Source organism: Ahniella affigens (genome assembly GCF_003015185.1).
Taxonomy (GTDB): domain Bacteria; phylum Pseudomonadota; class Gammaproteobacteria; order Xanthomonadales; family Ahniellaceae; genus Ahniella; species Ahniella affigens.
In genome coordinates this window covers 3,118,197-3,144,324 of record NZ_CP027860.1, presented here as the reverse complement: position 1 = coordinate 3,144,324, position 26,128 = coordinate 3,118,197, and the positions used below count along the sequence as shown (strand labels likewise).

Below are 26,128 nucleotides of genomic sequence, written 5' to 3'. Positions count from 1 at the left end.
CGGTGTGCGGCCGTGAAACCAGGCCGAGGCAGCCCGAGCTTATGCGCGCTGGCCTAAAGAGAACAAGTCTTTAACAACTAAAGATTGGTGCCGACTCATGCCATTCGGCCATGTGCTGACCCGGGACAACGGTGCGCTCCGGGTCGGATGGAACGGTCGGCAAGGTCCAGGCGTGGCGAAGTCGGGATGGTAAGGCCTTGAACGGATTCGTTTTTATGCTGCATAGCAAAAATCTGACCAATCGCCAGTGGGAGGCGTCATCCGGCCGAAAACCATGCTGCGGTCCCGACCGAATACGAATTCAGGCGACCGTGCAGTGCGGGTGCGCCCGAGGCGGGGCATGGCTTGCAACCGTCAACGATCATGGCGTCCGGCCGTTGCACGTGACAACCAGCCCGGAATTGCCGCCAACACGGCATTCTTCTCCGGTCTGGTCAGAAGCCCCACGAATGTTATGATCGCCGAAACCATCTGTCCTGCATGAGTCCGAGTCCGCACGTCAACATCCCGGGGTATGAGCTTGTCCGCGAGTTAGGCGTGGGCGGGATGGCGGTCGTCTATCTGGCCATCCAGACCTCTCTGGACCGAAAGGTGGCGCTGAAGGTCATGCGCCGCAACATCGAGGATGTCGACAAATTCGAGCGCCGCTTTCTGATGGAAGGGCGGACGCTGGCCAAGTTGCCACACCGGAACATCGTTGCGGTCTATGACATCGTCAAGGGCGATGCCTCGACCTACATCGCGATGGAGTACCTCGATGGCGGCACCCTGCACGATCGGATGCGCGACGGGTTGTCGTTGGCCGAGGCGGTCGCGATCGTCGTGCAAATCGCTGGTGCGCTGCAGTTCGCGCATGACCATGGCGTCATCCATCGCGATCTGAAACCGTCGAACATCATGTTCCGGGACGAGTCGACGCCGGTCTTGACCGATTTCGGCATCGCCAAGCAACAGGATGCGCAACAGACCCGTTTGACCCAGACCGGGATGCTGGTCGGCACGCCGACCTACATGAGTCCGGAGCAGATCAACGCACTGGAAGTGGATGGTCGCTCCGATCTCTACAGCCTGGGTGTGATGTTTTATGAGCTGCTGACTGGCAATGCGCCGTTTGCGGGCGACACCCCAATCGCTGTGCTGATGGCGCATCTGACCACGCCGGCACCAATGTTGCCGCCCGCGTTTGGCGAGTTCCAGCCCGTGCTCGATCGCATGTTGGCGAAGAACCGCGATGACCGCTTTCTGAATCTCAAGGAATTCACCAAGGCCCTGAAGGCCGTGGTGATTGCCAATGAAACGCTTTGGGCCCGCCTGCAGGCAGACCCCAACCAGAGCTCGTCCGAGCAATTGCGGGCGCTCGGTTTTTCGATCAGTTCGCAGACTGCCGGCGATCTGCAGCAACCGATCGGTGTTCGCCGCACGGGGCAGGTCAATCCGCAATCAGCCCGCCTGGCGACGCCGACGGCGCCGACCCAGATACCGCAATCCGGAGCCGCTCGCACCGGCGAACGGTCGGCACCGCGCATTCCGGCTCCGGTGATCGCAACGCCGGAGCCGCCGCCCGAGCCCGTAACGCCGCGCTCGCGTGCGCCGCTGTGGGCTGGGCTCGGTGTGTTGGCGGCGATCATCATCGGCGTGGGGCTGTGGTTTGGCCTGCGCGACAAAGAGGACATCGATCCGCGTGACAAGAGCCGGGTCGATGCCATTTTGCAGGTGCTGGATTCGCAAATCAAAGAAGGGCGTCTGACCCCGCCGCCATTTGACGACAATGCCTGGGATACCTATCGGGCAGCGCTGGAACTTGCACCGCGCTATGCCGAGACCGAAAAGCGCAAGCAAGTCTTGCTGTCGGCGCTGGTTCAGGCGTCGCGGGCAGCATTGAAGCGCGAGGATTTTTCGAGTGCCAGCATTCTGCAGAATGCGGCAAAAGACGTTGCGCCCGATGATGCCGAGGTCAGCGCCTTGCAACAGGCAATCGCCGACGCACAAGCTGCGCGCGACAACGCTGCAGAGATTCAACGGCTGCTGGCCGAAGCCGAGCGCGCGCTGGGCAGTGGCCAGGCCTTTGGCGCCAATGGTGCCTACGCGCTGCTGACCAGCGCCGAGCGGCTCGCGCCCAAGCAGGCTGAGGTGGTTACGTTCCGTCGCAAACTGCTGGATTCGGTCCTGAATCCCATCCGGCAGAGTCTGCTGGGAGACGATCTGCCAGCTGCCGAATCGGGTCTGCAAGCGCTCGCGAACGATCTGGGTAACGATCCAGATTGGCGGTCCCTGCAGAGCGAGATCACCGCGCGCAAGACGCAACGCGAACTGGATGGTCGCATCAATCAGATTTACACGAAGCTCGAAGCCCAGATCCGTGCGGGCAAGCTGTTGGAACCCGCAGGCGACTCGGCTGCCGAGTCTTTGAGTGCTGCCGAGGCCTTGAGCAAGACGCACCCGGGCTTGGCACAGCGCCGTAACGACTTGATCACCGCGCTGTTGCTCGCCGCCCGCAAAGATCTGAGCAGCAATCATGCGGCCAGCGCGCTGCGCATCGCCAAGGCCGTAATCGATCTGGATGCCAATAACGCCGACGCCAAGCGCCTGATGACCGATGCCGAGGGCCAGCTTGGCGAAACGGAACGGAAGATCGCGCAGGCTCTGGCCGGGGCGCAGAACGCAGTGCTCCGCAGCGATCTGTACGCGCCGGCCGGCCAGAACGCAAAAGAACTTGCCGAACAAGTATTGAAGCTCGACAGCCAGAACGAACAGGCGCGAAAGCTCTTGAGCGATCTCCCCGGTACGGCGGCAGCGAAAATCACCGAATTTATTGATAGCGGCGAGCTGGATGCCGCCAAAGCATTGGCTGACCAGGCACGGCAAGCGCATCCGGCCGATCAAGGGTTGGCGAAGCTCGCTCTTGATGTGGCAACCGAAATCAATGCGCGCAGCGTGGCTGAGGCTCGAGGCAAGCAGGTTGAGTCGATTTTTGCAGTCGCGGCAGCGCGTCCGTTGGCGCCGCAGGACTTCAGCAAGGCACTGGATACGACGGCAACCCTGCTTCGGGCCAATGCCCGCGACGTGGATGCTCTGACGGCGCGGAAACGACTCCTGGATGCGGTGCTCGGTGCGGCGCAATCGTCGGCCAGCCTGAGCGAACTCGCCGTGTTCGAAAAGCTGTTGGGTCAGTACGCGGAGCGCTTCAGTACGGATCCATCATTGCCCGGCGTGCGTACACAGTTTGCCGACGTGGCCACTCGGCTGCGCGACGATGAGGCGCGCCGGCTTGCCGAGTCGGCCGGTCGTCTGGTGCTGTTGGCGGCGCCTTGGGGTGAGGTGGACAGCGTCACCAACACGACGACATCGCAGGCGGTCACGTTGCCAGCTGATCGGAGCACGCCGCTGGTGCTGACGGTGCCGGCCGGGGTGTACCGCGTGATCTTCAAGCACCCGAATGCGCGCGCAGTGACCCAGCTTGGCGAATTGAAACCCAAGTCCGAGGTACAGGTCGTTGCGAGTTTTCCGTCCCTGAGCAAAGAGGAGTACCTGCGTCGTGCCGGGCTCTGACTGCCGCTTTGGCCTACTTGGTGTGCTCGCCTTCGTCCTGTTGGCAGCGTCGCCCATGGCATTGGCGGACTACAAGCAAGACTACGCGCGCGGTCAGGAGGCGGCTACCGACGAAAATTGGCCCGAAGTCGAGCGGTACATGCACGAGGCCATGGCGGGCTCGACCGCTCCGGCTGTGCGTGTCCGTCTGTACGGCCAGCGTTTTGCGCCGTATGTGCCGCAATATTACTTGGGGCTCGCTGCGTATCGGAGCAACGATTGTCAGGGGGCGCTTCGCTGGTTCAAAGATCCAGCCGCAGAGCCCGTCATCGCTGCCTTGAGCGATTTCAAAGGCGTGGCAGATGATGCGGTGAAGTCGTGCCAAAAGCAGCTTGCCGGCACCCAACCCAGCAAGCCTCCGGTTGCGCCGGCTAATCCGACGGTCACCGAACCTGCGCGGCCAGTCGCCGTTGAACCGAGCAAACCACCCGTCGGTCAAGGCACTAAGCCCCCTGCGCCCGAGCAAAAAGCCAATCCGCCGGTCAGCAAGCCGCCGCCAAGCCCGCCAGCAGTTCCAGCGAGTGGTGCCCCTGCGGCTTTGGTGCAGGCGGTTTCGGACTACCTCAGTGGTCGCTTCAGCGCTTCCAGTCGCGCCAATCCGGCTGGGATGAGTGGCAAGGCCAAAGCACATTTGCATCTGGTTCGGGCCGCCAGTCTGTTTGCATTGGCAGAGCTCGGCGGGCAAACATCGGCTCAGCAGCGTGCGCAAGCGACTCAGGATGTTCTCGCCGCCAAGCAGGCGGCACCTGGGTTGCAGGCCGATCCACAGTTCTTCTCGCCGCGGTTCCGCGCGTTTTTTGCGGCGGCACGCTAGGTTCCGATCGCGCCGCTGCAACTGGTTTTCAGGCGCACGGCGGATCCCGCATCATCGCTGACACTTTGATGCGTGAATAAGCGCGCCTTTGGTGCGACCACCACGCGTTCCGCATTGCGACCTGTTAGAGCGTCCGCTAGTGTCGGCGTGGCAATGAATCAGAACCCCTACGCAGCGCCCCAATCGCGTGTCGTGACAGCGTCCATGCCGGGCGCCGGTCTGCTGGAACAGCCCTTGGCGCTGCCTTCCAGCGCCGCGTTCGACTGGCTCAGAAAGGGTTGGCGCATGTTTCTTCTGGCGCCGGGAATCTGGGTGCTGATGGCACTGCTGGCGGGTCTTGGTTACGCATTCTTCGTCATGATCCCGTTCGGCGGCTTGGTGGTGCAGGCGCTGATGCCGATCGTGCTGGCCGGGTTCTATGTCGGCGCTGATCGGCTCAACTTCGGCGAGAGTCTCGATCTGGCACAGATTTCGGCGGGCTTCTCGCGACATCCGGGGCCATTGGCGCTGGTCGGCGTGATCAGTGGCCTCGTGCAATTTGCCATCATGCTGCCGCTTGCCTTTGGGTTGATTGCGATAGGCGAAGGCTACGGCGACGGGAACGGATTGTTCGCCAACGGGGACGCCTTGTTCGTGACGATGCTGGTCGCGATTGTGGCAATGACGCTGGTGCTGTTCCTGGTGTCGCTCCTCACATGGTTTGCGCCATTGCTGATCGCAATCGATCATCAGGACTTGATCCAGGCGCTTAGGCTCGGGTTTCGCGGCTGTCGCCGAAATGTCGCACCGATTCTGCTGCTTGCCACGGTGACCATTTCGGTGTTGCTCGGACTCCTGCTGACTCTTGGGCTCGGGTATCTCGTGGTATTGCCCTGGTATTGCTGCGTGTCCTATGTGGCGTATCGCCAGATTTTCTTCGGCGACTGATTGCGAATGCGAGTCGGGCATCATGCTTTGTGCGAGTCGGCGCATCCCCACGTTTACCAAATTCAGTGAGTCGAGACCCCGCATTCCGGTGGGGTGGGCTACATCAACGCAAACCCGATGCGGAATCACTAGCTGGCCCTGATAGACTCCGCCCATTCATATCCTAATATTCAGCACGAGACGGGGAGATCGCCATGACTGACAATCCTTATTCCGCACCGCTATCGCGGGTTGACCCGAGCGGCGGCGCCTCGGTTGAAGGGTTCAACACCGAGCCGCTGGCCCGCGGTCCGGGCGCAGCGGTCAGCTGGATCAGCAAGGGCTGGACCTTGTTCAGTGCCGCGTCCGGTGCCTGGGCAACGCTCGGCGGCGTCATGATTGGCGCGCTGCTGGTGTTGATCGTGGTGTCGTTGATTCCGATTCTGGGCTCCTTAATTCAAATGGCCGTGAATTTCGCGATCACGTTCCTGATGCCGGCGTTTCTGGCGGGCTTGTACATGTCTGCCGATCGCTTGAATCGCGGCGAGCCGATCGTGTTCGATAATTTCTTTGACGGGTTCCGCAAGAACCTTGGTCAATTGGTCATGGTGGGCGTGCTGAATTTCGCTGCATCGCTCGTCATGATCGTGGTTCTGCTGATCATTTTCGGCATCGGTATCGGTGTGACGGTGGGCTTTTCCGCCATCATGAACAATCAGGAGCCTGAGATTTCTGCGGGTCTGATCATCTTCATTATCTTTGCCGTGTTCATCGCCATGGCACTGTCATTCGTGATCTACATGGCTTTCTGGTTTGCGCCGATGCTCGTGGCAATCAACGGCATGACGGCCGTGGATGCGGTCAAGCTCAGCTTCAAGGCCGCGATGAAGAACGTTGGTGGGTTCATTCTGTTTGCCATCATGGCCAGCTTTGCGGTGTTCATTGCGTACATCCCGTGCCTGCTCGGATTGATTGTGGTGGGCCCGGTGTTTGCATGCGCCAACTACTCGGCTTACCGCGAAATCTTCTACGGGGATTGATGCTCGACACTGCATACCGGATTGCGACGCCGGAAGGAATCGAACTCAGCCTGCGCTTGGCCGGCCCGGTGCCGCGCGCCTTGGCTTGGCTCATCGACTTTGCGTGGCGAGCAGGCGTGGTCATGGTGTTCGCCACGTTGATCGGCGTGCTCGCGGGCAACAGCAAGTTGATGGGCGGCTTGCTCTTGATTCTGTTGTTTCTGATTGAGTGGGTGGTGCCAGCGTGGCTGGAAGCGGTTTGGGACGGTGCAACGCCCGGAAAGCGTGCGCTCGGCATTCGGGTGCTGCGCGACGATGGTTCGCCCTTGACCTTCGGGCCGGCATTTGTCCGCAATATCCTGCGCACGGCCGACTTCCTGCCTGGCTTTTACTCTGGTGGTTTGATTTGTTCGTTGCTGCATCCGCAGTTCAAGCGGCTCGGCGACCTGGTAGCGGGTACGATCGTGGTGTACGTCGACCCACCCGAAAAGCCGCCCGTGCTGGTCGATGTCGAAACGCTGGCGCCGTCGATTCCGATCACGCTGGGTGAGAAGCGCGCGATTCTCGACTACGCCGAGCGCGTGCCCCAGTTGAGCGAAGAACGTGCCGACGAACTGGCACAGATCGTGGCCCCGATTCTGCTGCCGCCGCAGCGCCAGGGTGCGGCGGCGCGCCTCGGGCTGGTCGGCGTGGCCCAGCATCTGATGGGTGCCCGCCATGATGAGACGCGCTGATGCGGCAGGCTGAGTTTGAGCAGCGCTTCGAGCCGGATTGGGCACGCTTCCAGCATTGGCTCGATCGTCGTCGGATGTCGCGCAAACAACGCGCTGTGTTGGCGCCGCCCATTGGGGTCACGGTGCTGAACGAGCGCGATGTTCCCGCTTTGTATCGGCGCATCTGTGCCCATCTGGCATTGGCGCAGGATCGACAGTACAGCCCGCTGCTGATCGATCGCATCAATGCTTTGGTGTTGCGCGGGCATCATGCCCTGTACGGCAGTCGAAGCGACAGCCTGAGGCAGATCCGTTACTTCTTCCTGACTGGCTTCCCGAATGTAGTGCGTGAGCGTTGGCGCTCGGTGTGGCTGGCCATCGGTTTGTTTTTCGGACCACTCGTCTTGATGATCGTGGCGGTTCAGTTGTATCCGGACCTGACCACGTTGTTTCTGGAGCCCGAAGCGATGGCCCAGATGGAGGAGATGTACTCGGCCGAAAACCACAAAGTAGGCATGCGCGAATCCGACTCCAGTTTCGAGATGTTCGGCGTGTATATCTGGAACAACATCCGGATCGGGTTTCAGACCTTTGCCACCGGTATTGTGTTCGGCCTCGGGTCGCTGTTCTTTCTACTGTTCAACGGCTTCTACATTGGCGCCGTGGCTGGGCACTTGACCGAATCCGGGCACGGGGTCCAGTTCTGGTCGTTTGTTGCCGGCCATTCGGCCATGGAGCTCACGGCCATTGCGATCTCGGGTGCGGCTGGTTTTCAGCTCGCCAATGCGCTGATCGCGCCCGGCCGGCGTTCGCGGGCGTTGGCGTTGGTTGAGAACGGCCGCGTCGCCATGCAGCTCATGGCGGGCGCTGTGATGATGTTCTTTATCGCCGCCCTGATCGAAGCGTTCTGGTCGCCGCAGGTCTTTCCAGTCGCCTGGCCGAAATATGCATTCGGTGGGTTCCAGTGGCTGTTGCTGATTGCGTACTTCCTGCTCGCGGGGCGCCGACGTGGAGCTTGATCGCATCAGCATCCGGCTCCGCCAGCGGGGCGGTTTCGAGTCCATCGACCTTGGCATTCGCATGGCGATCAAGGACTGGCGTCCGCTGTGGTCGATCTGGTCATTGTGCTACCTGCCGCTGGTCGCGGTGCTCTGCTATCTGCTGTGGGACCAGCCGGTTCTGCTCGTGATGGCGATGTATTGGATCAAACCCATTCCCGAACGATTCGCGCTTCACGTGCTGAGCCGGGCGATGTTCGGCGAAACCGTCTCAGTGCGGGCAGCACTCCGTGACTGGTCCGAAGTACTGACCCCTGGCCTGTTCGCCCAATTGCTGTGGCGGCGTCCCTTTGATTGGATGCGGAGCTTCAACACGCCGGTCGTGCAACTGGAGCGCCAGACCGGCGCGCAGGCAGCAGAACGCCGTCGACTGCTCGGCATGCGGTTTGGTTCTTATGCGTTGGCACTGCAGTTTGTCGGCTTCATGTTTGAGTGGGTGCTCGTATTCGGCTTCACGATGTTGGTAAACCTGTTCCTGACGCCGGAAGGCCAGGACTTTGGCAACAGCGACGCCATGTTCACGCCGCTCGATCTGATTTACATCGCGCTGGCCCACGCCACGATTGGACCATTCTTTGTCGCTGCTGGTTTTTCCTTGTATCTCAATCGGCGCGTCATTCTGGAGGCTTGGGATGTCGAGTTGAATCTGAAGCGTCTGCGCAGTCGCGTGGAGACCATGCGTGCCGGCAATCTGGCCGTGCTGTTCGCGCTCGCAGCAAGTTGCTCGCTGTTGCTGGTCGATCCGGCCATGGCTTTGTCCACGAAAACGCCGGAGACCAAAGAAAAGGCTGAGTTCGTCACCACGCCGCCGCCACTCGATACGCCGGCCCATCGCGAAGCGGTAAAGATCGTGTCGGACAAGGAGTTTGGGGATCGTAAGCGGGACGAGGTGCACCGGTTCCGTTTTCACCGCGAACCGAAGAAACGCGAATACGAACCCCAGTCAAACTGGCTCGGCGGTGTTGGCGAATTCCTGGCCCGAGTCCTGCAGGTATTGGGCTGGATTCTGTTGGCGGTGTTGATTGGTGCGGTGATCTACCTGATTGTCCGGCTCACCGGTGGTCTTGAACAGGATATCGGGTCTGGCAAGTCCGGTCCGAAGATTCTGTTTGGTCTGCAGATTGCGCCCGAGTCACTGCCAGACGACATCGGGCAAACCGCGCTTGAGTTGATTCGGCAGGGGCAAGTCCGCGAGGCGTTGTCCTTGATCTATCGCGGCGCGCTGTCCCACCTCGTGCATGTCCGGAAACTGCGCGTCAGCGCCGGTGCGACCGAGAGCGAGGTAGCGACGTTGTCCAAGCGGGTCCTCGGGTCGGCGTCGGCGGCATACTTTGCGGAGGTGCTGGCCCACTGGATCGATATCGCTTACGGTGGCCGGTTGCCAGATGTGCAAGCCATCACCCGTCTGGCCGAACGGTTTGCCGAGCATTTTGGCAAAGTGTCTGAGCCGGTGCCCGCCGAGGTGCCCGCATGAGCCGCCAGTTCTGGGTTGCCCTCGTTGTTGTACTGGTGCTCGGTCTTGGTACGTTCGGCTTTTTCAGCGTCTTTGATCGCGCCATCATTGAGCGTCCGATTCCACCGAAACCAGAGGTGCTTCGAGACCGTTTCCGTGCGGCCATCCGAACGCTGGAGCATCTCGACCTGGATGCGGATCGACTTGGACTGTTGGAAGCGCTGACCGGCCTGAATCGACCGGATGTGCTCATCGTTGGCGATGACCGCGAAGAAGTATCGGCGCGCGCGCGTTCCAGAGTTCAGGCGTTTGTCGAACAAGGCGGCGTGTTGATCCTGGAAGCCAAGTGGTATGCCGAAGACGACTCACTGGCCGATCTGTTTGGCGTCGAGCGGCGTGCCATCGTGTCGGATGAGAGCGATGAGTCAGAGTCATCCGAATCAGACGACGACGCGGATGATGCTGATGGCGACCCGTTCGAGGATGGCTACTCCGAAGATGAAACGGTAGAGGATGGTGCGGATGCCGACTCTGACGTCGAATCTGAAGACAGCACTGCCGAAGACAGCACTGCCGAAGACAGTGCGGCGCAGGACGGCACGGCTACCGAAGACGGGACTACCAACGATACCGAAGGCGAGGATGCGGACTACGATGAATCGGAAGATGCAGACTCTGACTTCGACCTGGACGACTACTTTGATGCTGCCGATAGCAGCGACCGATTGAAGAACCGCTTCTTTCCAGACCCGAATCTGCGCCGCATTCAATGGGCGAATGTGCCAGAAATGCTGGTGCATATTCCGTGGCAGCAGCATCTCTCGCGTTTTCGAACCGAGGCCATCCTGGCCGATGCGTCGGGCCAATATGTGCTGACGTTTCCGGTTGGCAAGGGCGAGGTCGTTGTCCTGAACTCGTTGTCGATGTTTGAGAACTTCGAATTGGCGCGCAATGATCACGCCGAGTTCCTGTGGCAGTTGATTCATCGCCATCCGGACCCGAAGTCGGTGATGTTCTACATTCCTGAGCGTCGTGATCTGGCGGATTGGGTCAAAAAGAACGCTTGGGCGCCGATGCTTGCGTTAGGCATTCTGATCGGGTTCTGGTTGTGGCGGGCGATGCCGCGCTTTGGGCCGATCGCTGAAGACCCGGTGCCCGTGCGGCGGCGCCTGCTGGAGCATTTGCGTGCCAGTGGCAATTTTCTCGCCGCGGCTAATCAGCGCGAGGAAATCGGCCTTGCGGCGCTCCGTGTTGCCTTGGCGCGAGTCCGCCGCGAGTTCCCGCATATCGGCATTGCCAACGAGGCGGAGACGCGCGAGTTTCTGATCAAACAATTCAGCCTGACGCCGGATTGTGCGTTTCAGATTGCGAGTCAGCAGACACCCGGGACCATTCTCGAATGGACGCGCCTGATGCGCGCCTGTCGTGATGTTCACGCCGCGCTCGATCACCAGCAGATCAGAAAACGATGAGCCGATGCCGAACCCATGTTGTGCGTGCTGACGACGCGGTGCTGACGCATCGGCGGCCGCCATGGTCGGCATCCATTGAAGTCCCCGATTCGCCCGGGTTGTCTGCATCGCAGCAACTTGGGCACACCCAGACGATCAGAAGGAAGGCAAGATGTCTCTGAACATTCCCCAGGAACAATTTGAACGCGCGCTGCGACTGGTGCAGGAGATGCGCAACCAGGTTGCCAAGGCTTTTGTCGGTCAAGACCAGGTAGTCGAGCAAACGGTTGCGGCCTTGTTGGCAGGCGGTCACGTCCTGATTGAAGGGGTGCCTGGCCTCGGCAAGACCTTACTGGTCCAGGCTCTGGCAAAAACCTTCTCGGGTACGTTTGCGCGCATCCAATTCACGCCGGACTTGATGCCAGCTGACGTCACCGGCCACACGCTCTACGATCCTGGTAGCGGTCAATTCACGACCCGTCGCGGCCCAGTGTTTGCGAACCTGCTGCTCGCCGACGAAATCAACCGCGCGCCGGCGAAGACGCAATCGGCGTTGCTCGAAGTCATGCAGGAGGGGCAAGTCACCATCGAGGGAACCGCGTTCAAACTCGAACCGCCATTCATGGTGCTGGCGACCCAGAATCCAATCGAGCAGGAGGGCACTTACGCCTTGCCCGAAGCACAGCTCGATCGCTTCTTGCTGAAGGTGCTGATTGACTATCCAAGCGCCGAGGAAGAGCTCAATGTGCTGAAACAGGTGACCGGCGGCAAGATTGGCGACAAGCTCAGCGTCGAGCAGGTACAGACCGTCATTCAGCCGCAGATTCTGTCCACCTTGCAGGTCATCGCGGCGAATCTCCGCGTCGACGAAAAAGTCTACGACTACGCGCTCCGGATTGTTCGCGCCACGCGCAGTTCGCCCGGCATTGCCGTTGGCGCAGGTCCGCGCGGTGCGATCGCACTGATCCGTGTCGCCCGCTCAGCCGCTTTGCTGGCCGGTCGCGATTTCGTCGCACCGGACGATGTCAAGCGCTATGCGATTCCGGTGCTTAGGCATCGCGTGACGCCGGCGCCGGATCTCGCCATTGAGGGCCATACGAGCGATCAGCTGCTCGCTGATTTGCTTGAGAAGACGGAAGCGCCCAGACTCTAATGCTGATTCCTTCGCGCCGACTGCTCGGATTGATTTTGCTGCTGGTGCTGCCGGCATCGCTCGCTGCTGCCTGGTGGCCTGAGCATGCCAGCAATTTCATGATCGGTCTGGCTGGAATTGGTGTGCTGTTCTTGCTGGACGCCTTGCTGGCGTTGAGTACGAGCAAGCCACAGGCGCATCGCGTGGTGCCGCATGCGCTCGCGCTGGGTGTTCGGCGGATGGTCAAACTCCGGATCGACAACACGTCGAAGCGGGCGCTGTCCGTGCAGGTGTTTGATCACCATCCGAATGATTGCCAGGTCGAATTGTTGCCGCAGCGACACCGGGTCGTAGCGAAAGGGTATGTCGAGACCGAATACGCACTCAAGCCGATCGAACGCGGTGATCATCACTTTGGCAGTATCGAGCTTCGCGTCATGTCGGTGCTGGGTTTCTGGGAGCGTCGGGTCTTTGCGGGTGCCGGTACGACAATCAAGGTATTTCCCAACTTCGCTGCGTTGACGCGGTTTGCGTTGATGGCGACCGATCATCGGCTATCCCAGATTGGTGTGCTGCGTCGGCGTCGCCGCGGCTTGGGTCTCGATTTCCAACAGTTGCGCGAATACCGGGAAGGCGATGCGCAGCGGCAGATCGACTGGAAGGCGACGTCACGCATGAATCGCCTGATCTCGCGTGAGTATCAGGATGAGCGTGATCAGCAGATCATGTTGATGATCGACTGTGGTCGGCGCATGTCGGCGCGGGATGACCAGTTGTCGCATCTCGACCATGTGCTCAATGCCGCCCTGCTGCTCGGATTTGTTGGCCTGCGGCAAGGTGACGCGGTCGGCATGATGACCATCGCCGGGCACGATCGGTTCTTGGCGCCCCGCAAGTCGATGGCGGTCATCAACCAGATGACGTCTGCGGTCTACGATGTGCAGCCGACCACGCAGATGCCTGACTTCTATTCGGCCGCGGTGTCGCTGATGCTCAGGCTCAGAAAGCGCGCGCTCGTGGTCATCGTCACGAACTTGCGGGACGAAGACGAAGAAACGCTGCTCCCGGCGATTCGGTTGCTGCGGAAGCGTCACTTGATCCTGGTCGCAAGTTTGCGCGAGGCGGTGCTGGGTCAAGCGCTGGCCGCGCCGGTCAACCATGGTGAGGACGCGGTGACCCATGCTGCGGCGGCCGACTACTTGGAGCGGCGTGCGCGCGAGTTCAAGCGACTTGAGGCGGCGCATATTCCGTGCGTGGACGTGCCGCCGGACCAACTCGCCATGGCGATGGTCAACCGCTACATCGAAATGAAGCGCAGCGGGCGTCTGTAGCGTCAGGCCGCGCCGGGTTACGATCTCATGACTGCCACGCCCGACATTCTGGTTTTAGGTCTTGGAGCGATGGGTGCGGCGACACTGATGCATGCCAGTGGTCGTGGCGCGACTGTTGTCGGCATTGATCGCTTTGCCCCACCGCACACGCACGGCTCGACCCATGGCGAGAGTCGCATCACTCGATTGGCGATCGGCGAAGGGCCTGAGTATGTGCCGCTCGTGCAGCGATCTCATCAACTCTGGCGTGATCTTGAGCAACGTCGCGAGGTGTCGCTTTATGAAGCATGCGGCGGTTTGATCCTGGGCTGCGGCGAAGCGACGCCGATGCATGGACAGGCGCATTTCTTCGAGAGCACCGTCAACGTTGCGGCAGCGCATGGCATTACCCATGAGCTCTTGGATGCAACGCAGATTGCGACTCGTTGGCCGCAGTTTCAGCTGACCGGCGCGGAGCAAGGCTACTTCGAACCGGAGGCCGGCTATGTCCGGCCCGAGGCGTGCATTGCAGCCCAATTGGCCGAAGCGAAAGCGCGCGGCGCCATGATTCATACCGGCGAGCGTTTGCTGAGCTGGTCGGAAGATTCGCGCGGGCTTCTCATTCAAACTGATCGCGGCAGTTATCGGCCCGGGCAGGTGATTGTTTGTCTGGGCGCCTGGTTGCCAAAGTTCGTGCCGCCAGGATTCGTGCCGCCAGGGCTCGTTTCGGCGCCCGCGTTGCGCGTCACCCGCCAAGTGCTTTACTGGTTTGCGGCGGACAAACCCGAGTCCTATCAGGCGAATCGCTTTCCGATCTTCATCTGGAATTGGGGGCCCAAGGCAGGGCAGGGGTTCTACGGCTTCCCCGATCTTGGTGGCGGCGTCAAGGTCGCGACTGACGGCCACCAACCTTGTGACCCCGACGCCGTGCCACGAGTCGTGTCAGAGGCTGAGGTCACGCACTTGTACGACACCCATGTCCGCAGCCGGTTGCGTGGATTGGGACCTGCGTGCGTTCGAACCGCGACGTGCCTATATACCGAAGCACCCGATGCGCGTTTCTGGATCGATCGAGTCGGCCACAATGGCCCGATCATCGTGTCAGCGTGCTCAGGTCATGGCTTCAAGCATTCGGCGGCGATTGGCGAGTCGGTGGCAAGGTGGGCCCTCCGCGGCGAACTGCCGGCGGTTCTGCAACCATTTGCATACGTTCCAGAGCGCTGATCGATTGCGTTCAGCGAGCGCAGCAGTTGGCACATTGACTCCGCGACTTGAACTCTGAGTCGACGAACTCGGCGCCGAGCCTGAGCAACATCTCCGCTTCGCCGGGGTGAATCACCAAGTCGCGAGGGTGGCGATTTGGAATTCCCGCGCGATATTCGTGAAACTGGCCATTGGCACAGACAAGTGTGACGGTGAACGACAGATTGTCGTTTTCATGGGATCGGACGAATGGGTCTGAATCGGCAAGCAGGCGCATGAACGAGCCCACTACAGCGGAATCAGTCAATGCCTGATGGTATCCACAAGCTGCGAATGTCACGGCGCGAACGCCGCATTGTCGCAGTGACTTCATGTGGTCGATTTCTTTCTGGTCGCGACTAGCATTCGCTGCGTTGAACATGACGACCGGCAGAAAGCATCCGTATGCCATCAACAAAGTCATGATAGTGTGGCGTCCGTTGACCTTGGCCCGGCGCTCAGGGTCGCTCATTTGCCAAAGCAAACCTGGCAATATCCCAAGTACGACACCGCTCATCAATCCACTCCAGACCAGGATGACAGGGTTCACATCCGGAAAGACGAGAAACCACGTGGGCGCAAACAGCGCAGCCAACAAGGCCATCAGGCCATGTTGGCGCAGCGTCAGATTGGTAGACGGATCCGAAGCGGGCTTTGTCCAGTCGAGCTGTTTTAAGGCATCAATCAATCGCATTGGTCACTCCCGTCGGAATTGTGTTGGGCATGGCGCGGCGTCCGTTCGGCGCTAAGGTTTCGGTGCGAGACCTGGTACGAACCCGACAAGGACGGACGCAGGGACGACATACGAGACGATTGCCCCAACTATGACGAACGAACTCGCCAGAAATTTGTAAAGCGTGGTGCCCGTGCCATTGAAGATCCTCACGTTGAACATGACGGCCGCACTATCGCATTCACCGCCAAGGACGCCGCCGGAAACAACTAGCGCGATCGGCAGCAGCACCCAGAACATTTCCAGAATGTTGAGCTGGCTGAATCCATTGCTATGATTGGACATGGCGACAAGAGAATCCGATTGCGGGGTGCGTCTGCAGTTGCCGGTTCACCAACCAAACAGCGGAGCCCGAGGCGATTGAACCGGCTTCACGCCTTCAGGCCGGCGCATTCATGGCTTTCACTATAGCCCAAGTGATCGCGGAGCCGATTTGGAGATCCTGGAGTTTTGCGTGGATGACCATTCGATCATCATCACATGCAAGTCGCTGTGATCTTATCGTCGGCCAGCGCGGAAACGTTGAGCTGCTAGACTTGATCCCGGCGCAGCGATCGGTGTGCTGGGTGCCGCTTGGCTAAGCAGGAACATTACTAGATTCCGACCCACATCAGAAGACTCCAGGAGGACTGCTACATGCAACATGACAAGGCGAAACCGTTCCAGACCCCGGCCATCGCGCGGAGATGCGCGTGCACCTTAGTGTTTGCCTTTGCTGTGGTGACCGGTTGCGCCGCAAAAGAGCCCGACATGTTGACCGTGGGCGGCGAATCGAAGCATGCGGCTGGCACGCTACTTGAGGCACAGGCGGGCGATATTGCCTGCTACCTGAGTCTGAAAGCGGACGACGGTACCGAGTTCCAGGAGAGTGCGGCGTTCGAGATTTGCGAGGACGCGAGTCTCGTCGGTAAGCGGCTGAAGCTCAGCTATAGCGTCGAGAATGTGCTCGCGGCCGAATGCGAGGGGGATGTCGACTGCGGCAAGAGTGATCAGATCGTGCTGGTCAGCGCGGTCCGCGTCATTGAGTGAGGGGCTTGGCGCTTGCGATTCTGAGGGAAGGTCTGAATAAGTCCATCCTGGACTTTCAGACCCGCAATGAATCCGGCACATGTCCGGACTCATTGCCCCAGAATCAAGCAATTGCGTGCTTGATTCTGAGCGGGCCATCCATGGCCCGCATCGCCTCTGAACTTGTTCAGAGGCTCCTTTGCAAGCGTCTGACGCCTACTGCCGCTCGCCGTTGAACGGTGTCACCGGCGAGTTGCCGTCAAGTTCCAAATCCCCATGCCGTCCTGCTGCGTCAATGGCCAACATGCATGGGTGATCGCCGTGTCGCCGCTTGCGTAGGCAACACGGCGAATCGCTGACAACTCAAGCCGACACGCCTTTCGGCGGTGGAATTGGCATGGGCGGCTTCGCGGGCGGCGTGCCCGGCGCGGGCGGCGACGGCGGCGTGGGCAGGGCCTTGTCGCGCAGTTGCAGGTTTTCGCGGAACAACATGCGCGGGCCGGCCGGTGCTTCCATGCTGATCACCTGGCGCTGGCGGTTCCGGAAGATCTCAATATTCATGACCTCGCCTGGATTTTTCTTGCCGATCACCCGCATGACGTCGGTGACCGAATCTGCTGGCTGACCATCGATCACCTGGATGACGTCGCCCGACTTCAGATTGGGAAACATGTCCGGGTCGTTCTCCAGAACCAGGATGCCGCGATCCGTACCAAAGTACTTGCCAAGCTCCGGATTCAGGCTGCTCAGATTCAGCGAATTGAAATCCTGGATGTGCAGTTTTTCCAGATGTTTGCCGGGTCCCTTGCCGTCGCGATCCTGGATCACGAGTTCGATCCGTCGTTGCTCGGCGCCATCGATTCCTGCCATTGTCTCGGGCATCCCGTCCAGAACCCGCATTTCGCGGAATTTGCCGACTTCCTTGAGCGCTTGCAGATCGGCAAGGTTATGGATCTGAATGTCGCGCAGCGCGTCGAGCTTGACGTTGCCGCCAAACAACTGCGACCACTCTGCGGGTTCCCGACGTTCGGCCTTGGGGACGAATGTCATGGTCTTGCCGGCGCGCTCCACGACCATCGTGACGGCTTGGCCGTCTTCAAGCTCGCCAAACATCTCGCGGGCTGCATCGACGGCCATACGCGGGTCGCCGCCAGCAACCTTTGGCACACTCGTGCCATTGACACTGACCAGGCGATCACCGACTTGAATACCCGCCTTCGCCGCTGGCCCATTTGGCGTCAGCGCAATGATCTTGACGCCGGTGTCGTCGGAATCGAATACGACGCCAACCAGGGCGCGCTTCGGGGCGTTCAAATACTGGAATGCGAACGCGCGTGGGGAGGTGTCGTGCAGCTGCATGCTGAGTTCGGCAATACGCCGACTCAAATCGCCAAGCTGTTCCTGCGCGGCATCGAGTTCGCTTCGGAGCTTGTCCTGTTCGGCTGCGGTGAGTTTGCTCGACTTGGCCAGATCAGCTTGTGCCTTGGCGCTGGCCTCCAATGCGACCGCCGTTGCACTGTCAGCCAATGCGATGACTTGCATTGCGTCTTGTTCGCGCGCCTGGGCCAAGCCCATGGCAATCATCAAGGGCAGTAGGGCGAGGGTCTGTTTCATGAGGTGCTCCTTAGTTGATTCGGTAGGACGCCGGCATCATGCCGACGCTTTCGTTAGCCGCGGTGCTACGGCCACTGCGCCGCAGCTCGGTTAATTCATTCATGAGCAGCACGCGCTGCTTCCAGAGTGCCAGCTCGTCCTCGGGCTTCTCGGCGACGCTGAGTTGCAAGTCGGTCAGGCCAATCAGGTCTTCGAGTTCGGCCCCGGCCAATGCCGTTTCGGCATCGGTTGGGCGCGATTCCAGTTGCCGGAGCGTGCCCTCCAATTGCTGCGAGTGGGCGATCCACGCGTGCAGGGCATCAGGTTCGGTCGGTGTGGTGGGGAGCGTGCGCCCTGGCCACAGCAGGACCGTCAGCAGCACAGCGGCCGCCGCACTCAACCAGTAGGGCCAGCGTGGTCGGCGCTTTTGGGGCGGCGCGAGCTCGCGCGCCAGGCTGGCCCAAAGATCGCGCTCAGGTTGCAACAGCGGCAGCTGTCTCAGGGCTTCGCCGATTGCTGCCTCAGGGCGATCAGGAGACTTGTGCAATGGTTCAGACATAACTCAACTCCGGTTCCGGGACCAAATGGGCACGCAGACGCTCCATGCCCCGGCTCAACTGCGATTTCGAAAAGCTCACGGTCTTGCCGAAACTCTCGGCAATCTCTTCGTGCGTGTAACCTTCAACGTGATACAGCCAAAGCACCGAGCGCGTGAGTTCGGGTAGACGCATCAAGGCGCGCTCCAGTTCCCGGCCATGCAGCGGCATGAAATGTGCGTGCTCGATTCCCGGCTCAGCCAGATCATCCAACGATTCCATCGGCTGACGCTTACGGAGCCGCATCAGCGCTTCGTTGACCACAATCTGCCGCGTCCAGGCCCAGAAGGGTGATTCGCCGCGGAACTGGCAGATGCGTTTGAACACGGCCAGCATGCCGTCGTGCACTGTTTCCTGAGCTTGTTCCGGGTCACCGAGCATTCGAAGCGCCAAGGTGTAGGCCGGGCGTTCGAACTGCCGGTAGATTGCCTCGAACGCCCGAAGCTCGCCCTTGCGGGCAGCCGCGAGGGTGATTTCCGGGATCTCAATGGCGAAACTCGAATTGCTCATGCCAGGTAGGATGCGGCCAGGTCGAAAAGGGTCGCAGGCATTCTGATCGCATGCCAGGCCGGGTTCGCGACAGCCTCGATCGGCCACTGCCGTTACGGTATCCGCGCTTGCCCGAGCCTGCGACAATGGTCGTTTTACCGGAATCATCCAATGCCTGCTGTTCTGCAAATGCTGCTTGGCGCGACTTTGATCAGCTCAGCCGCTATTTTCGTGCAGCTGGCGACGGTGCCGCCGAGCGTGGCGGGCTTCTGGCGCATGGCGTTTGGCGGGTTGTTCCTGATGCTCTGGTTGTACCTGAGAAAGCAGCCTCTGAGCGGCTGGCGCGGCCGCCCGCTCGCGATGATGCTGCTTTCGGCGGCGCTGTTTGTCGCGGACTTGTGGTTCTGGCATCGCAGTATCCGCTGGGTCGGCCCGGGATTGTCGACGTTGCTCGCTAACTTCCAGGTGTTTCTGATGGCCGCGTTCGGGGTCTGGTGGTTCGGCGAGCGGCTCAGCTGGCGCTTCTCGGCAGGCTTGTTGCTGGCCTTTGCCGGCACCGCGTTTCTGTTGCTGCCCAACTGGTCCACCTGGCCGCCGCAGTTTCACCTGGGGGTGGCTTATGGCTTCATCACGGCCGCCTGCTATGCCGGCTTCATGCTGACCCTAAAGCGCGCTCAAGCAATGCCGGGCGGCCCGAGTCCGGCGTCCAGCGTCGCATGTGTCTGCGTCGCATCGAGCTTGCTGTTTGCCCCATTGATCGCCCTGGAAGGCCATTCGCTCGCCATCCCGGATCAACACAATCTTTGGGTGTTGCTGGCCTACGGTCTGATCGCCCAGGCTGCGGGTTGGATCGCCATCGCCGGGTCCATGCCCAGACTCGGCGCGGGAATGATTGGGCTGTTGCTGCTGGCGCAGCCCACATCGGCCTATCTGCTCGACGCCCTCATCTTCAAGTTGCATCTGCGACCCTACGATATGGTCGGAATTGGGCTCGCCCTCGCCGGCATTTTTCTCGGCACAACGGCCCGCCAGCCGGCCAAATCGGCGCCGGAAGCCCCCGCAAAATAGGTCGAACAGATTTCACAAGTCTTTGATTAGCGGCGTTTTTGCTGGCGTTCTCAGGTTTTTGGTCGCGTTCTGATCGGCCCGCCGCTAAACTGGCGCCATGAGTAATATTGTTGAATTGCGGCCGAAGTCCATACCGGCCCGGCTGCGCGAAGCCAGCCGTGACCGCACCTTGATTCGGCTATGGCGTGACAACCTCGAACCCGGCAGCTTTACCGGCTATGTCGCGGCGCTGGGCAAAGATCGGTTCCTGCTGTGGACACTGGGTGACCACATCGGTTTCGATGGTTACTTTGTGCTGCGCTATCGCGATGTCACGCGCCTGCAAACCCCTGATCAAGACGTTCAGTTTCTGGAGCGGGCGATCGCGCTGCGTGGCATGAATCCGGAGTGGCCGAGTGCGTTTCCGCTCGACGACATGAGCGAGGCGATTCAGGCTGCCCAATTGATGGCGCCCGTCATTACGGTCTACTTAGACACCGAAGCCGAAACGGAGACGGTGTATGTGGGACGCCTGCTGGCGTTTGAGCCGGATGGCTTCAGCATGCAGGAAATTTCCACCAACGCCGAATGGCTGCTGGAAGCCAGCGCGTTCGGATTCGACGAAGTTTCGGCGCTATCCGTGCGCGAGCCCTATGCGCTGGCGCTGGCCGAAGTGGCGGGTCCGCCGCCGCAATTGGATCACACTCAACCGGGCCAAGGTGCCAAGCCATGACCGATCCCGCCTGGCCAACCGATCTCAAACTCCATCAGCAATCGCGACTGCTGGAAGTGCATTTTGACGATGGCCGGCAGTTTCAATTCAGCTGCGAGTTCCTGCGCGTTCATTCGCCGAGCGCCGAGGTACAGGGCCACGGTCCGGGCCAGAAGGTGCTGCAGGTCGGCAAGCAGCACGTGGGAATCAAGGCGATCAATCCGGTCGGCAACTATGCCGTGCAGATCGAATTCGATGATGGCCACAATACCGGTCTCTATTCCTGGCGCACGCTGTATGAGTTTGGCGTGAACCAAGAGCAGATGTGGGCTGATTACCTGACGGCGCTGGCCGCCGCTGGTGCCTCGCGGAGCAACGCATGAGCGATTCCCGAAAGACCGTCGACTTTGGCTACAAGCAGGTGGCTGTCGAGGACAAACAAAAACTGGTCGGCAAAGTCTTCAGTTCGGTGGCCGACAAATACGATGTGATGAATGACCTCATGTCGTTCGGAATTCATCGCCTGTGGAAGCGCGAATTTGTCGCGACCAGCGGGGTCCGGCCAGGCGCGCGCGTGCTCGACCTTGCGGGCGGTACCGGCGATATCGCTGCTTTGTTGGCTGATCGCGTGGGCCCGACGGGCGAGATCATCATTGGCGACATCAACTACGAAATGCTGTCGGTTGGGCGCGATCGCATGCTCGATCGTGGGCGCCATGACCGCATGCGGTTTGTGCGCCTCAATGCCGAATGTCTGCCGTTTCCGGATCAACACTTCGATGCGGTGACGATTGCGTTTGGGTTGCGCAATGTCACCGACAAGGCGGCGGCGCTGAAAGACATGCATCGGGTTCTGAAGATCGGTGGCCGGGCGCTGGTACTGGAGTTCTCGGAAGTACGCGAGCCGCTCTTGAAGCCGCTCTATGACTTCCATTCGTTCCGCGTGCTGCCGCGCCTGGGTGCGCTGATCGCGAATGATTCGCACAGCTATCAATACCTGGCGGAATCGATTCGTAAGCATCCGAATCAGGAAACCCTGAAGGCGATGATGCAGGTCGCGGGTTTCGAGCGCTGCGATTACCGCAACCTCACCGCTGGGATCGTTGCCATCCATTCCGGGTATCGCGTCGCCTAAGGAGCCGCTGAACTCGTTCAGAGGCGATGCGGGTCTGAAAGTCCAGGATCGACTTATTCGGACCCTCCCAAATCCAGTCCGGCGACGCATCGGCACTGCAGCACTGAGTTTACGCAGAGTTTGCGCCGCTGCGGCGCGGCGCGGATAGCGAGTTGACGGCTCTCAGGTCGACACTGAGCAGGTCCAAATCGGGAGCCTGTCATGCCTGTCTGGTTAGAAATCGTCTGTATGTTCGCGCTGTTGCTCGCGGCGATCTATTTGATCGTCGTCATTCTGTACCCCGAGCGATTCTGAGGTCCCATCGTGCGCGAAGCGATCCTCATACTGCTGTTGGCCCTTTCGCTTGCCTGGCCACTGGGCCAATACCTCGCCTTGATCTTTCAGCGTGCACCGAGCCGGCTGGACCGCTGGTTTGCACCGATTGAACGCCCCCTCTATCGCTTGCTCGGAATCAATCCCGACAGCGCCATGAGTTGGCGCGGCTATGCGCTGGCCTTTCTGTTCTCGAATGCGCTGCTCGCGGTTCCGGCCTGGTTGATCCTCATGACCCAGGCGTGGTTGCCATTGAACCCGGACGCTGTGCCGAACATGCAGTGGGATACCGCGCTCCACACCATGGTGTCGTTCTTGACCAACACCAATCAGCAACACTACTCAGGTCAGGCGCAGTTGTCTTATCTCGCGCAAATGGTGGTGATTACCGGCCTGCAAATCGCAACGCCGATGATGGGCCTGGTGATCGCAGTGGCTACGTTGCGCGTGATGTTTGCCCCGGCGGTCGAGGCGACGACGAAATCCGACGAGTATCGTCATGCAACGCCGGTATCGGTCGGCAACTACTGGGTCGATCTGATTCGGGCCAGCACGCGCCTGATGCTGCCTTTGTGCCTGATCTGGGCCGTTCTGCTGGGTGCCGAGGGGGTGCCAGCGACGCTATCGGCCGGTCCGGTCGCGACGACGCTGGATGCTGGCAGCGGGCAGACGGCGCAGAAGGTGCCGCTGGGTCCAGTGGCGCCGATGGTGGCTGCCAAACAGCTGGGCACGAATGGCGGTGGCTGGTACGGGCCAAACAGCAGCATGCCGCTGGAGAATCCAACGCCGCTGTCGAACTTCCTGGAGACCCTGGCCATCGTGCTGCTTCCCATGGCCGTGGTGATGATGATCGGGCCGCTCACCGGGCGCCGCCGATTTGCGGCGTTAGTCTTCGGCTGCATGGCGACGTTGAGTGTGGCGTCGGTGGGCTTGGCACTGTGGGCCGAGACCGCGTCTGTGCCGGCCACGCAAAGCATGATGATGGAGGGTAAGGAGGTCCGCTTCGGCGCCGAGGCGTCGGCACTGTGGGCAAGCCTGACGACCCAAACCAGTAACGGCTCCGTTAATGCGATGCATGACTCACTCACGCCACTAACCGGTCTGGTGACGATCAGCAACATGCTGATCAACGCGATCTGGGGTGGTGTCGGCTGCGGTCTGCAACAGTTTCTGGTGTATCTGCTGCTGACGGTGTTTCTGGCTGGTCTGATGACCGGGCGGTCGCCAGAGTTGTTCGGTCGCAAGATCGAAGCGCCCGAGATCCGCTGGCTGGCGTGGCTCGTGTTGCTGCAGCCGATTGTGGTGTTGGGATTCACCGCCATCGCGCTGGCCATTCCGGAATGGACAGGGAACTCGAACCCCGGCTCTCACGGTATCTCCCAGGTGTTCTACGAGTACACGTCGGCATTTGCGAACAACGGTTCGGGCTTCGAAGGGTTGGGTGATGCCACGATCTGGTGGAACTTGAGCACGACGCTCGCGCTGTTGCTCGGTCGCTACCCAGCCTTGTTGATTCCGTTGATTGTGGCGGCACGGCTCGCGGCAAAGCCACGCGTTCCGGAAGGCCTGGGCACGCTCAGCATCGAGACCCCGACCTTCGCGCTGACGACGATCGCCATCATCGTCATTCTGACGCTATTGCAATTCATGCCTGCACTCGTGCTTGGGCCAGTCGCCGAGCATTTGAGTCTGAGTGCGGCTTAAGTCCTTTATGTCGCACCTCTTTGATCGCTTTTTTTCTGGAGCGCTGCCATGTCTTCTGTAGTGCCTGAGCACGGTCGCCACTTGGCGCCGACCCTTTTCACCCGCGAGATGTTGCTCGCTGCGGCCGGCGCGGCGTGCCGCAAACTGTCGCCTGCCCACATGATCAAGAGCCCGGTCATGGCCATTGTCTGGCTGGGCACGGTTTTGGCCATCTTGATCACGCTTGCCGGCATCGGCGATCTCCGCTTTGGCGTCATGGTCAGCCTGTTGCTGCTGATCACGGTGCTGTTCGGTAATTTCGCCGAAGCCATCGCGGAGGCTCGTGGTCGCGGGCAAGCCGCGTCGCTGCGGCGAGCCCGCAAGGACTTGGTGGCGCGTCGGCTCCAAGATTGGCAAGGTCCGTCGCACCTTGACGCCACGAAGGAGTCACAGGTGCCCGCTGGCTTGCTGCAAGTCGGCGATCATGTACGCGTCAGCGCGGGCGAATTGGTGCCGGCCGATGGCGAGATCATTCATGGCCTTGCGACGATCAACGAATCCGCGGTCACGGGCGAATCGGCACCGGTATTGCGGGAGGCCGGTACCGATCGCTCCGGTGTGATTGGCGGTACCAAGGTGTTGTCTGATGACATTGTGGTCCGCGTGACCGCGCCAGCGGGCCACAGCTTTCTGGATCGCATGATTGCGCTCGTGGAAGGCGCGAATCGCCAGAAAACCCCGAACGAACTCGCGCTGACCTTGCTGCTCGCCGCGATGACGCTGACGTTCCTGCTCGTTTGCGCAACACTGCCGCTGATCGCTGGTTTCGTCGACATGCACGTCGACCCGCTGATGCTGATCGCCTTGCTGGTGTGCCTGATTCCGACGACGATTGGCGGACTGCTGCCGGCAATCGGCATTGCCGGGATGAACCGAGCACTCGCTGCGAACGTTCTGGCCAAGTCAGGCAAGGCGGTCGAAGTGGCGGGCGATGTCGATGTGCTCTTGCTCGACAAGACTGGCACCATCACGTTCGGTGATCGTCAGGCCACGAAGTTCTTTCCGATGGCGGGCGTGGACCCATCACAGTTACGTGATGCCGCCTATTTGGCGTCAATGGCGGACCCCACTCCGGAAGGCAAATCGATTCTGAAGCTTGCCCGTGAGCAAGGCTCAGCCCTGCAGGAGCCAGAACAGTTGGTCGCGCATGCATTCTCCGCCCACACGCGAATGTCGGGTGTCGATGTGGGCACGCGTCAGCTCCGCAAAGGTGCCGGTGACGCCATCGCTCGCTATGTACAGGCCCATGGCGGGCAGGTGCCTGTCGAGTTGAGCAGTCGGGTCGAGCAAGTCGCGCGCTCCGGCGCAACGCCGCTGGTGGTGGCCGAAGGCGCGCATGTGCTCGGTGTCATCGCGCTGTCCGATGTGGTCAAGCATGGCGTCAAGGAGCGCTTCGCACGGATGCGTGCGTTGGGTATTCGCACCGTGATGATCACAGGCGACAACCCGCTGACGGCTGCGGCCATCGCGGCCGAAGCGGGCGTCGACGACTATCTGGCAGAAGCGCGGCCCGAAGACAAACTCGCGCGAATTCGGAGCGAACAGGCGCAAGGCCGACTGGTCGCGATGGTGGGGGATGGCACGAACGATGCCCCCGCGCTCGCGCAGGCAGATGTCGGGCTGGCCATGAATTCCGGGACACAGGCGGCGAAGGAAGCGGGCAATATGGTGGACCTCGACTCCGATCCGACCAAGCTGCTGCAAGTCGTCGAAGTGGGCAAACAGCAATTGATGACGCGCGGCGCGCTGACGACCTTTTCGTTGGCAAACGATGTATCGAAGTACTTCGCCATTTTGCCAGCGCTGTTTGCGGCACAGCTGCCAGCCATGGCAAACCTTGATCTGATGCGACTGTCGAGCCCCGCGAACGCAATTCTCGCCGCGCTGATCTTCAATGCTTTGATCATCCCGGCCCTGATCCCATTGGCCTTGCGTGGCGTTCGTCTGCGCCCGGCCAGTGCCACGGTGCTGCTCCGAAACAACATGTTGGTCTACGGGCTTGGCGGCTTGCTGCTGCCGTTTGTGGCGATCAAGGCAATTGATCTGCTGCTGTTCGCAACCCTGGGAGCTTGAG

Annotated in this window: 24 protein-coding genes; 19 read left to right on the top strand and 5 right to left on the bottom strand. The window is 60.7% G+C overall.

Going from position 1 to position 26,128, the window contains the following annotated elements:
* Positions 1-480 precede the first annotated feature (480 nt).
* From C7S18_RS12085 to solA, 11 genes are all read left to right on the top strand, one after another.
* The gene (locus C7S18_RS12085; protein ID WP_106891809.1) at positions 481-3,549 is read left to right on the top strand and encodes a serine/threonine-protein kinase; all 3,069 of its coding nucleotides are present in this window, start codon (positions 481-483) and stop codon (positions 3,547-3,549) included.
* A complete protein-coding gene (locus C7S18_RS12080; RefSeq protein WP_106891808.1) occupies positions 3,536-4,402 on the top strand; it encodes a hypothetical protein in 867 nt (288 codons plus the stop codon). Before C7S18_RS12085 ends, C7S18_RS12080 begins: the two co-directional genes overlap by 14 nt.
* Before the next feature lie 153 nt (positions 4,403-4,555).
* Positions 4,556-5,329 (top strand): BPSS1780 family membrane protein, encoded by a 774-nt coding sequence (locus C7S18_RS12075; protein WP_106891807.1) that lies wholly within the window; start codon positions 4,556-4,558, stop codon positions 5,327-5,329.
* 194 nt (positions 5,330-5,523) lie between these two features.
* Complete coding sequence (locus C7S18_RS12070; protein ID WP_106891806.1) at positions 5,524-6,348, top strand: BPSS1780 family membrane protein; 825 nt, start codon at positions 5,524-5,526, stop codon at positions 6,346-6,348.
* Positions 6,348-7,061, top strand: a complete 714-nt coding sequence (locus tag C7S18_RS12065) for an RDD family protein (protein ID WP_170113243.1) — start codon at positions 6,348-6,350, stop codon at positions 7,059-7,061. The genes C7S18_RS12070 and C7S18_RS12065 overlap by 1 nt, the downstream gene beginning before the upstream one ends.
* Entirely contained in the window at positions 7,061-8,059 is a 999-nt protein-coding gene (locus C7S18_RS12060) for a stage II sporulation protein M (RefSeq protein WP_106891804.1), read from the top strand. Before C7S18_RS12065 ends, C7S18_RS12060 begins: the two co-directional genes overlap by 1 nt.
* The gene (locus C7S18_RS12055) at positions 8,049-9,572 is read left to right on the top strand and encodes a hypothetical protein (RefSeq protein WP_106891803.1); all 1,524 of its coding nucleotides are present in this window, start codon (positions 8,049-8,051) and stop codon (positions 9,570-9,572) included. The genes C7S18_RS12060 and C7S18_RS12055 overlap by 11 nt, the downstream gene beginning before the upstream one ends.
* Positions 9,569-11,023, top strand: coding sequence for a DUF4350 domain-containing protein (locus C7S18_RS12050; protein ID WP_106891802.1), 1,455 nt, complete (start codon positions 9,569-9,571; stop codon positions 11,021-11,023). The genes C7S18_RS12055 and C7S18_RS12050 overlap by 4 nt, the downstream gene beginning before the upstream one ends.
* A 151-nt stretch (positions 11,024-11,174) precedes the next feature.
* Entirely contained in the window at positions 11,175-12,155 is a 981-nt protein-coding gene (locus C7S18_RS12045; RefSeq protein ID WP_106891801.1) for an AAA family ATPase, read from the top strand.
* Positions 12,155-13,465, top strand: a complete 1,311-nt coding sequence (locus tag C7S18_RS12040; protein ID WP_106891800.1) for a DUF58 domain-containing protein — start codon at positions 12,155-12,157, stop codon at positions 13,463-13,465. The genes C7S18_RS12045 and C7S18_RS12040 overlap by 1 nt, the downstream gene beginning before the upstream one ends.
* A gap of 27 nt (positions 13,466-13,492) precedes the next feature.
* The gene (gene solA, locus C7S18_RS12035; RefSeq protein WP_106891799.1) at positions 13,493-14,668 is read left to right on the top strand and encodes an N-methyl-L-tryptophan oxidase; all 1,176 of its coding nucleotides are present in this window, start codon (positions 13,493-13,495) and stop codon (positions 14,666-14,668) included.
* Between the two features lie 10 nt (positions 14,669-14,678).
* Here the strand turns inward: solA and C7S18_RS12030 are convergent, their stop codons facing one another.
* Positions 14,679-15,380 (bottom strand): hypothetical protein, encoded by a 702-nt coding sequence (locus tag C7S18_RS12030; RefSeq protein WP_106891798.1) that lies wholly within the window; start codon positions 15,378-15,380, stop codon positions 14,679-14,681.
* A 51-nt stretch (positions 15,381-15,431) separates the two neighbouring features.
* On the bottom strand, positions 15,432-15,704 hold the full coding sequence (locus C7S18_RS12025) for a hypothetical protein (RefSeq protein WP_106891797.1): 273 nt from the start codon (positions 15,702-15,704) through the stop codon (positions 15,432-15,434).
* Between the two features lie 351 nt (positions 15,705-16,055).
* Here C7S18_RS12025 and C7S18_RS12020 point away from each other — a divergent pair, with 351 nt between their 5' ends.
* On the top strand, positions 16,056-16,448 hold the full coding sequence (locus C7S18_RS12020) for a hypothetical protein (RefSeq protein ID WP_106891796.1): 393 nt from the start codon (positions 16,056-16,058) through the stop codon (positions 16,446-16,448).
* Between the two features lie 342 nt (positions 16,449-16,790).
* Here the strand turns inward: C7S18_RS12020 and C7S18_RS12015 are convergent, their stop codons facing one another.
* Genes C7S18_RS12015 through C7S18_RS12005 form a run of 3 tightly spaced genes read right to left on the bottom strand, consistent with a single transcriptional unit; the run spans position 16,791 to position 19,126 of the window.
* Positions 16,791-18,041, bottom strand: a complete 1,251-nt coding sequence (locus C7S18_RS12015) for a PDZ domain-containing protein (RefSeq protein WP_106891795.1) — start codon at positions 18,039-18,041, stop codon at positions 16,791-16,793.
* A 10-nt stretch (positions 18,042-18,051) separates the two neighbouring features.
* On the bottom strand, positions 18,052-18,579 hold the full coding sequence (locus C7S18_RS12010; protein ID WP_106891794.1) for a hypothetical protein: 528 nt from the start codon (positions 18,577-18,579) through the stop codon (positions 18,052-18,054).
* Positions 18,572-19,126 (bottom strand): RNA polymerase sigma factor, encoded by a 555-nt coding sequence (locus C7S18_RS12005; RefSeq protein WP_106891793.1) that lies wholly within the window; start codon positions 19,124-19,126, stop codon positions 18,572-18,574. The genes C7S18_RS12010 and C7S18_RS12005 overlap by 8 nt, the downstream gene beginning before the upstream one ends.
* 150 nt (positions 19,127-19,276) lie before the next feature.
* Between C7S18_RS12005 and C7S18_RS12000 the strand changes: the two genes are divergently transcribed.
* From C7S18_RS12000 to kdpB, 7 genes are all read left to right on the top strand, one after another.
* A complete protein-coding gene (locus C7S18_RS12000; protein WP_106891792.1) occupies positions 19,277-20,173 on the top strand; it encodes a DMT family transporter in 897 nt (298 codons plus the stop codon).
* 97 nt (positions 20,174-20,270) lie between these two features.
* A complete protein-coding gene (locus C7S18_RS11995) occupies positions 20,271-20,885 on the top strand; it encodes a hypothetical protein (RefSeq protein ID WP_106891791.1) in 615 nt (204 codons plus the stop codon).
* A complete protein-coding gene (locus C7S18_RS11990) occupies positions 20,882-21,247 on the top strand; it encodes a gamma-butyrobetaine hydroxylase family protein (RefSeq protein ID WP_106891790.1) in 366 nt (121 codons plus the stop codon). The genes C7S18_RS11995 and C7S18_RS11990 overlap by 4 nt, the downstream gene beginning before the upstream one ends.
* Complete coding sequence (gene ubiE / locus C7S18_RS11985) at positions 21,244-21,999, top strand: bifunctional demethylmenaquinone methyltransferase/2-methoxy-6-polyprenyl-1,4-benzoquinol methylase UbiE (RefSeq protein WP_106891789.1); 756 nt, start codon at positions 21,244-21,246, stop codon at positions 21,997-21,999. Before C7S18_RS11990 ends, ubiE begins: the two co-directional genes overlap by 4 nt.
* 201 nt (positions 22,000-22,200) lie before the next feature.
* Entirely contained in the window at positions 22,201-22,293 is a 93-nt protein-coding gene (locus C7S18_RS11980) for a potassium-transporting ATPase subunit F (RefSeq protein WP_106891788.1), read from the top strand.
* Positions 22,294-22,302: 9 nt separating this feature from the next.
* Positions 22,303-24,015 carry a potassium-transporting ATPase subunit KdpA gene (kdpA, locus tag C7S18_RS11975; protein ID WP_106891787.1) on the top strand — a complete coding sequence of 571 codons (1,713 nt, stop codon included), beginning with the start codon at positions 22,303-22,305 and terminating at the stop codon, positions 24,013-24,015.
* A gap of 108 nt (positions 24,016-24,123) precedes the next feature.
* Positions 24,124-26,127 (top strand): potassium-transporting ATPase subunit KdpB, encoded by a 2,004-nt coding sequence (gene kdpB / locus C7S18_RS11970; protein ID WP_240624036.1) that lies wholly within the window; start codon positions 24,124-24,126, stop codon positions 26,125-26,127.
* Position 26,128 lies beyond the last annotated feature (1 nt).